Genomic DNA, 11,189 nt, shown 5'->3' on the forward strand with positions numbered 1-11,189 from the left:
TATCGGTATATAAATTTTTAAAGCCAACTTTATCGTTGGCTTTTTTGTTTTTATAATTCTTGATTATGTACTTTCGCTAGTCATCAAATGCTCAACATACTCAGCAATGGCCAAGCTAGAGGTTAGTCCAGGGGAATCTATACCAAATAAGTTGATAAGCCCTTGTACTGAGTGTTGCTTTGCTGTTTGAATACAGAAATCTTTAAAGCCTTCGTTAGGAGCTTGTAATTTAGGTCGAATACCTGCGTAGTCAGGAGTTAGCTTATTGCTATCTATATCAGGAAAATACTTACTAATTGCTGTAACAAATTCTCTTTTTAATGTTTCTGCTACTTGGTAATCAATATCTTCAATGTATTGAGTGTTGGGACCAAACTTTAATTGCCCAGCGGTATTTAAAGATGCATGAATACCTAAACCATTTGCTTCAGGTATAGGATAAATAAGCTGATTAAAAGGACTTTTTCCCTGATAACTAAAATAATGCCCGCGACAGTAATGTAATTGAGGTATTTCTGATACTGGCATATCGTTAATAGCTGTAGCAACTTCTGTGGCATATAAGCCGGCGCAATTAATAACATGCTGGCATTGCAGTTTGCTGGTTTCACCTTGGCTATCTAACACAACTGCTAACCCCGACTTATTCGCTGTTGCCGAGACGAAACGAGTTTGAGCAACAAATAGCGCGCCGTTGTGTTCGGTATCCGCAAGTAAACTCTGCATATAACTGTGAACATCAATAATGCCTGTTGACGGTGAAAGTAATGCTGCAGTTGCCGCTAACGCGGGGGTAGATTCTTGTAGTTGTTCTTTGCTTTGCCAGACCAGATCGTCAACACCGTTCAACTTTGCTTGTTTTAAAGTTTCAGCTAAATAGTTTTCTTCTTGCTTGCCATGTGCAACTAATAATTTGCCAACTTTTTTATGAGGGATGTGACGTTGCTGGCAATATTGATAAAGTAATTGTTTACCACGTACGCAGAGCTTGGCTTTTAAGCTGTTTTGCGGGTAGTAAATTCCTGCGTGGATCACTTCGCTATTGCGGCTACTGGTTTCTTCACCAAAAGTTGAGTTTTTATCTACCAATAGAACATTTGAATATTGTTGGCTTAATCGAGCCGCTATTGCTAAACCAACCACCCCTGCGCCAATGATTAATACATCAACATTGTCCATACTCACTGTCCCTAATAAAACGTTTGATATTAACTATATATACCATAAACATACATGCCACAAATTGCTCATTAGGTTCACCTGTTTGGTTTTATGTTGCCTCAACAGGCTGTTGCGCTATTTTTAATTGTAAAATACCCAATGGAAGTTGCTGAATTAACACTTGTGAACCTAGATAAATAATCCAATTAATGTGGCTAACAATTGGAAAATAGCCTTGCCCGTGATTGCCAAAAATCCAAAACTGGCCAATTATAGCGTCAGCAACCATCGCGAGAATAAGCCCTAGTGCTGCTAACCAAATACGAATAGGAACTTGACGCCATGATAGTGCTTTAAGCAACCATATTGCCGATACGGCCAATATACTGACCAACACAGAGTAAGATGCCGTAATAATGGTTAGTAGGGAACTGCTACCAGTAATATGCATATCGTTATAGGTATACAGCGCGATAGTCGTAGTTATTAACGCGCTAGTAATCATAAAGCCTTTTGAAAGGCCTTTGAGCGTGGCTAAGTAACTAATGGCAGCCGCAATAATAAGGTAGCCAGGAAAAAAGAATATAACTGAAGCTGCTAAGTAGCTGTGCTTTATTACGTCATCATACTCATAGAACTGTTGGATAAAATTTCGATTAACAATGTCGCCGAAAAAACAAAGTATTAGAGAGTATAAGCACAGCCGGCTTAGCAAAAATGCTAATGAACTTTGTTGTTGAGCAACATAACGCATGATAGCGATTGCATTGATGATGACTAACAGCATAGTCATGAGTTCGACGATACCAAATATAATACGTTCTTGGTTAGTTTGCATAACACCGAAAATACCGAAAACGGCTAATAAACTTTGAACCGCGGCGACTAACCATAAAATGACGGCAATTTTACTAAAGCGATTTAATGTTTGCTCGATAGACATGAACCCTCAACTTGTTTCAGTTATTTTTGTTTTAGCTATTAATGTTCTTTACCAACAGAACGGTGAATAGCTTGATTTTCAAACGATATACTCTGCCATGAATTTAATAGTGCTAATAAAATTTTGGCAATAAAAAAGCCTTACCGAAGTAAGGCTTGAAATGCTCGCTGTATGGTCTAGTTTAACTAGCTTCTTTTTGTTTGTTTCTTTATTTTTATTATTGTTTTTCTGTAGCGCGGGACAATTTATAGCAAAGGCTTTTTCATGGTGCAACAACTTTAATAGAGCATATATTCCACGAATTTATTCGTATATAAGGTATTAATGACAGTGGTGAGAATCTAAAAAAAGTGCTTTTGGCTCAGAGAATGTCTTGAAATTTGAATGGGCAAAGGCCTACTCAATGGCTATAGGTTTTATAAGTTGTAAAAAAAATGTTATCTATCAATGTCTAAAGGAAAATATTAAATAAGAAAAAGATTTTCTGTGCTCCACTTTAGAGATTGTAAGGTTGATGGAAGGCAATGAAATATAAGAAAAAAATTGTAAAATAAGCTGACACAAATAATAAATTTATTTAAAAAAATAATTTAATTATTTTTTTAAATAAATTTATTATTATGCTTTTGACGATGATTCGTCGAGTAAATACCAGTGTGATTAATCTCATCAATAAGGAGAGAGTGTTAGCATAAAGTGAATAATTATCATCGCGCACTTACTCTTTTGTCACAAAACTTAGTTAAAAAATAGCTTTAGAGTAGAAGAGCTGGTCTAGATTTGATTTGGGACATAGATCAATAAATTTTGAAGTGCTAGAATGCGCCCATATTATAGCGGAGAAGAATTTTCATGACTGAATTAAAAAATGATACTTATTTGCGCGCATTATTGCGACAACCTGTTGATTACACCCCTGTATGGATGATGCGTCAAGCTGGTCGCTATTTGCCTGAGTATCGTGCCGTGCGTAAAGACGCTGGCGATTTTATGAGTGTTTGTCGCGATGCTGACCTAGCATGTGAAGTAACTATTCAACCTTTACGTCGTTTTCCGCTTGATGCTGCAATTCTATTCAGCGATATTTTAACTATTCCTGATGCCATGGGTTTAGGGCTTTATTTTGAAACAGGTGAAGGCCCTAAGTTTCAACGTCCAATTACTTGCAAAGCTGACGTAGATAAAATTGGCATTCCTGATCCAGAAGGTGAATTGCAGTATGTGATGAATGCAGTTCGTACTATAAAGAAAGAACTTAATGGTGACGTACCATTAATTGGCTTTTCTGGCAGCCCTTGGACACTCGCTACTTATATGATTGAAGGTGGTAGTTCGAAAGGTTTCACTAAGATTAAAAAAATGATGTTTTCTGAGCCGCAAACCTTACACTTGTTGCTTGATAAATTGGCTGATTCAGTTATTTTATACTTAAATGCACAAATCGCTGCTGGCGCTCAGTCTGTGATGGTATTTGATACTTGGGGTGGTGTACTTTCTCCACGAGATTATAAAGAATTCTCATTACAATATATGGCTAAAATTGTTGATGGATTAACGCGTCATAATGACGGCCGTCAGGTTCCAGTAACCTTATTTACCAAAAATGGCGGTATGTGGTTGGAGGATATTGCGGCGACGGGTTGTGATGCTGTTGGTCTTGATTGGACAATTGATATTGAAAACGCTAAGGCCCGCGTTGGTGATAAAGTAGCGTTACAAGGTAATATGGACCCATCGATGCTATATGCACCAATGCCACGTATTGAACAAGAAGTTTCTAAAATATTAACCGGCTTTGGTGAAGGTGGAACAGGTCATGTATTTAATTTAGGCCATGGTATTCACCCTGATGTTAACCCTGAGCATGCTGGGCATTTTATTGAATCAGTGCATCGCTTAAGTAAACCATTTCATAAATAAATTGTAACTTTAGCTTGGTAGTCAATGTGTAACCAGATGAGTTATTTTATAAAAAGGAGCTGAAGGCTCCTTTTTTATGCGTTAAACTTTGTGATTTTTTTCTGAAACGCCCTTAAACTCTAAAGAGGTGGCTGTCTGCTAACTTCAATACTAGATGTATCCTATTGCATTTGGTTATTACTTTTGGATTAAGGTATGCTTTAGGTATAACTGGTTTTTTATGGATAATTTAATGACAATAAATAATAAATTTTTATCGGTATTAGCAATTACCTTATTACTCAGCGCTTGCGGTAGTAACTCGACTAATGAAGAAACAGAAAAGGCAGCGATAGCTGATAGCGCAATGAAAAAAGAACTTACTGATAGTAACGCTAAACAAGAAGTAATAGAGCTTGCTGCTACGTCAATTAATGCTGAAAAATTGACCGAACATAAAATAAAAGATGAATTTAGTAGTTGGCAACGTGGTCGTGTACAGTTTTTAAATTTAGAGGGCGGGTTTTATGGCATTATTACTGATTCAGGTAAGAAAGTTTTACCAATGAATATGGCAAAGGAATTTGCTCAAAATGGTGCTATCGTCCGATTTAAAGGTAGAGTAAAAAATGTTATGACTATTCAACAATGGGGCACACCTCTGACTATTACGGAAATTGAGTTGATTAAACCAGGTAATAAAATTAATGATGCTGATATGTAGTAATCATTAATGGCAGGTTAGTGGTTGTGTTAATAAGGTCAAGGTTCTACCGCTATCACTGATGTGTATCTGGTATAAGTTGCGAAATTCTTTTTCTGTAATCCCTGCCACATCTGATTCACTTAATAACGCTGATAATTGTGGTGTAGTATTGCTATGACCCACAATCAAAACATTTTTTTTCTGTTTTAATATTTTTTTTGAAAATTTAGCTAACTTCGTTGGTGAATAATGCTCAACAGCCAAGCCTTGCTGTTGAGCTGTTGGTGCTGCCGTTGCCATCGTTCGGTTGTATTGTGTGCTATAAACCCCTTCGATGTTAACTTTTTCTAATATACTCGCCAATTGCTGCGCTCGTTGCGCACCACAATCTGTAAGTTTTGGGTCTTTTGATCCACTTTGCTTTTCGGCGTGACGAGTTAAGTAAATAGTAAAATCATCACTTGCGTGAGCTGTAAATACTTCTAACAATAAAATGAGTAGTAAGCTATGTTTCATAATTTTCTCTAGTTCAGCATGATTCAAGAGGTTTGAAGTAGTTGATAGCTGAAGCCAATAATGAGCAAAATTTGACAGAATAAAGCCATACTTTGCTCAATTTTAGTTAAAACAACCGGTTTAAACCATTTAATGCGGCAACACGGAAGGCTTCTGCCATAGTTGGGTAGTTAAAAGTGGTTTCAACAAAGTACTCTATAGTATTGCCGCCATTGGTTTGTTGCATAATCGCCTGACCGATGTGAATGATTTCAGCAGCATTTTCACCAAAGCAGTGAATGCCTAAAATCTCTTTAGTCTCACGATGGAATAGGATCTTCAAAGAACCAACTAAGTTATTTGAAATTTGCGCTCTTGCTAAATGTTTAAATTGCGCACGGCCGACTTCGTAAGGAATTTTTGCTTCTGTCAACTCTTGCTCGGTTTTACCGACAGAACTGATTTCAGGAATGGTATAGATACCGGTTGGGATATCAACCGTAAGTTTAGCTTTACCATTACCATTAAGCATGGCACTGGCACAAATTCGCCCTTGATCAAATGCCGCACTAGCTAAACTTGGGTAACCGATAACGTCACCAACGGCAAAAATTCCTTCAACTTCAGTTTCGTATGCTTCATTAACTTTTAATTGCCCGCGACCATCAGCTTTTAACCCTGCATTTTCAAGCTTTAAATCAGCAGTATTACCTGTTCTGCCATTAGCAAATAGTAAACAATCAGCACGCATTTTTTTACCTGACTCTAAATGAACAATGACCGAATTCTCACTTGCCTCAACGCGTTGAACTTGTTCTCCGTGACGAATAACAACGCCATTATTCCATAAGTGATAGCTTAAGGAGTCTGACATTTCATCATCTAAAAATGATAACAGGCGATCACGGGTATTGATTAAGTCAACTTTTACACCGAGTCCTCTAAATATTGAAGCGTATTCACTACCTATAACACCAGCACCATAAATAATAATATGCCTTGGAGAGTGTTCAAGTGATAAAATACTGTCTGAGTCGTATACGCGTGGATGTGAAAAATCAACATCATTAGGGTGGTATGGTCTAGAACCAGTTGCAATAACTATTTGCTTCGCTGTAATCGTATCAATAGAGCCATCAGTACGTAATATCTGAATTGTGTTCGTATCAATGAATGAGGCTTCACCATGAAAATGTTCGACCTGATTTCGATTATAAAAACCACTACGTAAATTTACTTGTTTTCTAATGACAGCTGATGCATGACTGAGAATATCTTGAAAGGTTAACTGTTTAGCGTTCTGGCCAGCATTAAATAAGGGATTGGAATTATATTCAATTAGGCGACTTACCGATTGTCGTAATGCTTTTGAAGGAATAGTGCCCCAGTGAGTACAACCACCGCCTACACTATGATAGCGCTCAATAATAGCAACTTTTTTATCGCGCTTTGCCAAATTCATTGCAGCGCCTTCACCACCAGGCCCAGTGCCAATTATAATGGCATCGAAATCGTAATTTTTAGTGGCTTGACTGGTCGTCTTTTTTTTTGTTTGAGTACTCAATGATAAACCTTTTTAATTCCTGCCATGATAAGAAAATTTTAGCAGGAATTAAAACCAAGGTAACTGTTTTTATGCTAGTTTTTCTACCATATTTTGCCAACTGAGCCTTTGTTCGGCTAAAAGTTGCTTAATCTCTTGATATTGTATCATTGCTTCTGAGCTTTCAACATCTGCAATAAGTTGATCACGTTTACCGGCAAGTAAGGCTTTACGGGCTGCGTAAAAAGCATTCACCTTATTAATCAATTCGTCGTATTCTTGTTGTAAACGCTCAAGAAGTTGCTCTGCATCAGGGTGCATAGCAATTTTTTCTTGGCTACGCAGTAATATCATCGACAAACGAGCTTTTTCAATTTTATCTTCAGGTGTCACACGCAACTTAGACGTAAGCTTTAAATGTTCACAGCCTTTAATTAACCATTTTGTTGGATCAAACTGCCACCAGCGAATGCCGTTGCGATAATCATTTTCAAAAATATGATGGAAGTTATGGTAACCCTCACCAAAGGTGAAGAAAGCTAGAAAACCATTGTCACGAGCGGTGTTTTTTTCGGTGTAAGTTTGCTTGCCCCAAATATGTGCTAAAGAATTAATAAAAAATGTTGTGTGATGGCTTAACACTAGCCTTAAGAAACCAACTAAAAGTAGGCTGCTAATAATATCACCATGCCATATACCAAATAATAGTGGTACACCGAAGTTCATCAAAATGGTGAGTAGTAAATAATATTTATGCTGCCAAACCACGATAGGATCTTTTTGTAGATCACGAACATTTTCATAATTATTATAACGCTCTGGCTGATAATCTCTAATCATCCAACCAATATGTGAATGCCAAAACCCCATTTTTGCTGAATAAGGATCAACATGATTCTTATCTACATGTTTGTGATGAATGCGGTGATCTGAAGACCAATGCAAAGCACTGTTTTGAAGTGCAAATGCCCCTCCTAATGCGTAAATAAAACGCAATGACCAGTGTGCTTGATAAGTTTTGTGAGACCATAACCTATGATAACCAGCAGTGATTGACATACCGCAGTAAATAAAGCAAATAATAGCCATGATAATTTCAGCTACATCAAAGCCATGGGTGAAAGCTCGGTAAGGCACTGCTACCACGGCGAATAAAAATGTGATGCTAAATACAAAAACATTTAGCCAAATTACAGGAGGTTTGTTCATCGGTCTTCCATTTAGGGTTAAACACCAAATTTTCAGTGTACAGATGTACGCTATTTTAGCTTCACTCAACGCGGAGTCAAGTTTTGTTTGGGTAATGTTAATTTACAAAAAATTCAAACTAGAGACATTTGTCGTTGATTAACGTCAATTTGCTAGCAATATTAGCGCTTTTCAGTATCATACCAACTAGCTTTGTACTCAAGCCACTTGAAACTGCATCTTCAAGTTGTTTGGCTATAGTTTGAAATAATTATTAGGTATTAATGGTCATGAGCGGAATTCGAGCACTGCAGAAAGAAAAAACCCGTCGACAATTGATTGATGCGGCACTGGGGCAACTCAGTAGTGAGCGAAGCTTTTCTAGCTTGAGTCTGCGAGAAGTTGCAAAAGAAGCAGGCTTAGCACCGACATCATTTTATCGCCATTTTGGTGATATGGATGAATTAGGGTTAACGCTTGTCGACGAAGCGGGTTTAACTTTGCGGCAATTGATGCGACAGGCAAGGCAACGTATCGCAAAGGGAGGATCAGTTATTCAAATATCTGTACTTACCTTTATGGAATTTATAGAGAGTAATGGTAATATTTTTAGGTTGTTATTACGTGAGCGTTCAGGAACATCTGCTGCATTTCGTGCTGCGGTGAATAGAGAGATCCGCTATTTTACGCTTGAGTTATGTGATTATTTGCAACAAGCTAATAAACTAGATGCTGAAGTAGCCTATTTACAAGCCAATGCCGCAGTTACCATCGTGTTTAGTGCCGGCTCTGATGCTTTAGATTGCGATAAAAAAGATTTAGAAGAATTAGCACTACGAACAATTAAGCAGTTAAGATTTATTGCTCGTGGTGCATTTGAATTTGGTTTACGTAGTGAAGTCCGTATAGAGGCCCGTAGAAAAGTTAAAGGCGAGTTAAAATAACTCCCGTTTCAATATGGTGGGTATATGGAAATTGATCGAATAAAGCAAAGTGCTCAATTTTATGAGTTTTTACTAATTCGATCAGATTGTTGCGTAATGTTTCAGGGTTACAAGAAATATAGATAATACGCTCAAATCGGCTGATCAATTCGACACTATCAGGATCGAGTCCTGCACGTGGCGGATCAACAAGTACCGTCTGATATTTATAGCTAGTTAAATCGAATCCTTCTAACCGACGAAAAACTCGCTCACCATTCATCGCTTGACTAAAATCCTCACTTGCCATCCTAACAATATCGACATTTTTTAATTTGTTAGCGGCGATATTTACTTGTGCAGACTTTACAGATGATTTTGAAATCTCAGTACCAAGCACTCGATCAAAGTTTTCTGCGAGTGCCATACCGAAGTTACCGTTACCACAATAAAGCTCGATTAAATCGCCACCTGTGTTTTTGGTTGCTTGTTGTGTCCACAACAACATTTTTTCGTTTACGATAGCGTTTGGTTGAGTGAAGCTATTTTCCACCTGTTGGTAATGAAATTGTTTATCGCCAACCGTTAATGTTTCCATCACAAAGTCTTTATTAAGTATAACTTTTTGCTTGCGGGCTCGACCAATAATATCAACGGGGGCTATAGCACTAAGGCGCAACTTTAATTGCTCTGCTTGTTCAACCCACTCATCATCCAATTGCTTATGATAAAGCAAGCTAACTAATACTTCGCCACTGATCGTCGAAAGAAAGTCCACTTGAAATAAACGCTGGCGTAAAACTTCTCTATCTTTTATATCGAGAAGTAAAGCAGACATAAACTGGTTTATTAATGTGCTTGCTACCGGGAAATCATCAACACGAAATTTTTGTTTGGTCTTGCTATCAAACATAATGTAATACAAATCATCACCTTCATGCCATACTCTAAACTCCGCGCGTTGACGGTAGTTAAGTGTAGGTGAAGTAAATATTTCGAATTTCGGTAAATCAAATTGAGCAAAATCTGTCGCAATAGATTGTTGTTTTTCATCAAGCTGCTGCTGGTAGTTGTCTGGGTGAATATGGCTAAACATTGAATTACCTTGCTTATAGTGAAGCGAATGATGATATAAAGGCGCCGATTTTAGCGATTGCTCAGTTTTTGTCTACTAATTAGTATCAATATTTTAGGATAAATTACACTTAAGAGATAGTTCGTAGGGGAAGGCATGTTCGTTAACTGCTAACAATGCGGTTTTTAGCGTTGGCAATCGATGGATTTAAATAAGTGCTATTATATAAAGCCCACAATAGTGGGCTTTATATAAAGTATGATAAATATTTCTATTCAGCACTTTTTTCTGGACGCTCTTTAGCTTCACGAACTTTTAGTGTTCTTTGTTGAAATTCGCTATCATTTAATTCTGATATTGCTTTGCTAGCATCAGGTGAAGATATTTCGACAAAACCGAAACCACGTCTTTTCCCTGTATGTTTATCTTTCATTAATCTAACAGACTGAACTTGGCCATATTCTGAAAACAACTCTCTAACTGCCGCTTCATTTGCTCTATAGGGCAAGTTGCCAACATACAATGTTGTAACGTTATCTTCCGCTTCTTGGCTAACGCTGTTAGCTTTGCCAACAAGAGGGGCAACAAATGCACAAACAAACGCTACTACCGCAACACTTATATTACTTAATTCAAATGCACTGCCTGCTAAAAAGTATACGGCAATAGCAAATACCAACGCTACAATCAGCGTCAATGCTTGAGGAGATTTCATAATGGATACCTAATTATTATTTTATAAAAAAAACTTAAATTGCAATTCTATGTTACCCACCTTTTAGTAATGTGCAACTATATAAGTGCAAATTTCATTCAATTTAATAGATAAATATCCTAAACGCTTTTAACGTTGAATCTAAAGCGTGAATTTTAGCCGTAATCTTTTCTTTATTCTCATCTTATGAGTACTTTTAAAAGCATAACTAGTGATAAATGAAATGCATCTATACTGGTTTACTCAACTCCTGCTGAAGCTGCTATCGACGGTGGGGCGGATAATTACTCAAAAATAGCATGTTTAAAATGCGCCTTGTATAATTAAAGAGCAAACGATTCATTTTATGATATTTAATTGAAATTAAGTGTTGACGTGCTCTGAAAAATCGCCATAATGCGCTCCACTTCTTCGGGGCAACCCAAGAAGCTTGTTTTAAAGAGTTAACTACACTGGTTTAGGCCAAAGTAGCTGACTTAACGTTATAAAGTAGGGTTTTGAATCTTCTAAAAAGAAAGTTCAAAAAAACGAAATAAAATGT

The 11,189-nt window shown here is 37.2% G+C and carries 10 protein-coding genes; 3 read left to right on the forward strand and 7 right to left on the reverse strand.

Annotated features, from left to right (window positions below; all coding sequences use genetic code 11):
* Positions 1-63: 63 nt before the first annotated feature.
* Entirely contained in the window at positions 64-1,179 is a 1,116-nt protein-coding gene (locus B7C41_RS19765; protein ID WP_085300701.1) for an NAD(P)/FAD-dependent oxidoreductase, read from the reverse strand.
* 91 nt (positions 1,180-1,270) lie between these two features.
* A complete protein-coding gene (locus tag B7C41_RS19770) occupies positions 1,271-2,104 on the reverse strand; it encodes a hypothetical protein (RefSeq protein WP_085300702.1) in 834 nt (277 codons plus the stop codon).
* An 852-nt stretch (positions 2,105-2,956) separates the two neighbouring features.
* Between B7C41_RS19770 and hemE the strand changes: the two genes are divergently transcribed.
* Positions 2,957-4,024 carry a uroporphyrinogen decarboxylase gene (hemE, locus tag B7C41_RS19775; protein ID WP_085300703.1) on the forward strand — a complete coding sequence of 356 codons (1,068 nt, stop codon included), beginning with the start codon at positions 2,957-2,959 and terminating at the stop codon, positions 4,022-4,024.
* A gap of 232 nt (positions 4,025-4,256) precedes the next feature.
* On the forward strand, positions 4,257-4,727 hold the full coding sequence (locus B7C41_RS19780; protein WP_143764506.1) for a hypothetical protein: 471 nt from the start codon (positions 4,257-4,259) through the stop codon (positions 4,725-4,727).
* 6 nt (positions 4,728-4,733) lie between these two features.
* On the opposite strand, the gene B7C41_RS19785 is transcribed toward B7C41_RS19780, so the two are convergent.
* The 3 genes from B7C41_RS19785 to B7C41_RS19795 all read right to left on the reverse strand — a co-directional run bounded on the left by B7C41_RS19785 (position 4,734) and on the right by B7C41_RS19795 (position 7,956).
* Positions 4,734-5,225, reverse strand: coding sequence for a SixA phosphatase family protein (locus tag B7C41_RS19785; protein WP_143764509.1), 492 nt, complete (start codon positions 5,223-5,225; stop codon positions 4,734-4,736).
* A 106-nt stretch (positions 5,226-5,331) separates the two neighbouring features.
* Complete coding sequence (sthA, locus tag B7C41_RS19790) at positions 5,332-6,768, reverse strand: Si-specific NAD(P)(+) transhydrogenase (RefSeq protein WP_085300705.1); 1,437 nt, start codon at positions 6,766-6,768, stop codon at positions 5,332-5,334.
* A gap of 69 nt (positions 6,769-6,837) precedes the next feature.
* Positions 6,838-7,956: a fatty acid desaturase gene (locus B7C41_RS19795; protein WP_085300706.1), complete on the reverse strand. Its 1,119-nt coding sequence runs from the start codon at positions 7,954-7,956 to the stop codon at positions 6,838-6,840.
* 269 nt (positions 7,957-8,225) lie between these two features.
* Here B7C41_RS19795 and fabR point away from each other — a divergent pair, with 269 nt between their 5' ends.
* A complete protein-coding gene (fabR, locus tag B7C41_RS19800; RefSeq protein WP_085300707.1) occupies positions 8,226-8,879 on the forward strand; it encodes an HTH-type transcriptional repressor FabR in 654 nt (217 codons plus the stop codon).
* Here the strand turns inward: fabR and trmA are convergent.
* Positions 8,860-9,954, reverse strand: a complete 1,095-nt coding sequence (gene trmA, locus B7C41_RS19805; protein ID WP_085300708.1) for a tRNA (uridine(54)-C5)-methyltransferase TrmA — start codon at positions 9,952-9,954, stop codon at positions 8,860-8,862. The genes fabR and trmA overlap by 20 nt on opposite strands.
* Before the next feature lie 250 nt (positions 9,955-10,204).
* A complete protein-coding gene (locus B7C41_RS19810) occupies positions 10,205-10,648 on the reverse strand; it encodes an RNA recognition motif domain-containing protein (protein ID WP_085300709.1) in 444 nt (147 codons plus the stop codon).
* Positions 10,649-11,189 lie beyond the last annotated feature (541 nt).

The organism is Cognaticolwellia mytili, assembly GCF_002104475.1.
Classification (GTDB): Bacteria; Pseudomonadota; Gammaproteobacteria; order Enterobacterales; family Alteromonadaceae; genus Cognaticolwellia; species Cognaticolwellia mytili.

Coding starts and splice junctions, on each gene's coding strand:
- B7C41_RS19765 (WP_085300701.1), bottom strand. CDS start 1,179: ATGGACAATGTTGATGTATTAATCATTGGCGCAGGGGTGGTTGGTTTA.
- B7C41_RS19770 (WP_085300702.1), bottom strand. CDS start 2,104: ATGTCTATCGAGCAAACATTAAATCGCTTTAGTAAAATTGCCGTCATT.
- hemE (WP_085300703.1), top strand. CDS start 2,957: ATGACTGAATTAAAAAATGATACTTATTTGCGCGCATTATTGCGACAA.
- B7C41_RS19780 (WP_143764506.1), top strand. CDS start 4,257: ATGACAATAAATAATAAATTTTTATCGGTATTAGCAATTACCTTATTA.
- B7C41_RS19785 (WP_143764509.1), bottom strand. CDS start 5,225: ATGAAACATAGCTTACTACTCATTTTATTGTTAGAAGTATTTACAGCT.
- B7C41_RS19795 (WP_085300706.1), bottom strand. CDS start 7,956: ATGAACAAACCTCCTGTAATTTGGCTAAATGTTTTTGTATTTAGCATC.
- fabR (WP_085300707.1), top strand. CDS start 8,226: ATGAGCGGAATTCGAGCACTGCAGAAAGAAAAAACCCGTCGACAATTG.
- trmA (WP_085300708.1), bottom strand. CDS start 9,954: ATGTTTAGCCATATTCACCCAGACAACTACCAGCAGCAGCTTGATGAA.
- B7C41_RS19810 (WP_085300709.1), bottom strand. CDS start 10,648: ATGAAATCTCCTCAAGCATTGACGCTGATTGTAGCGTTGGTATTTGCT.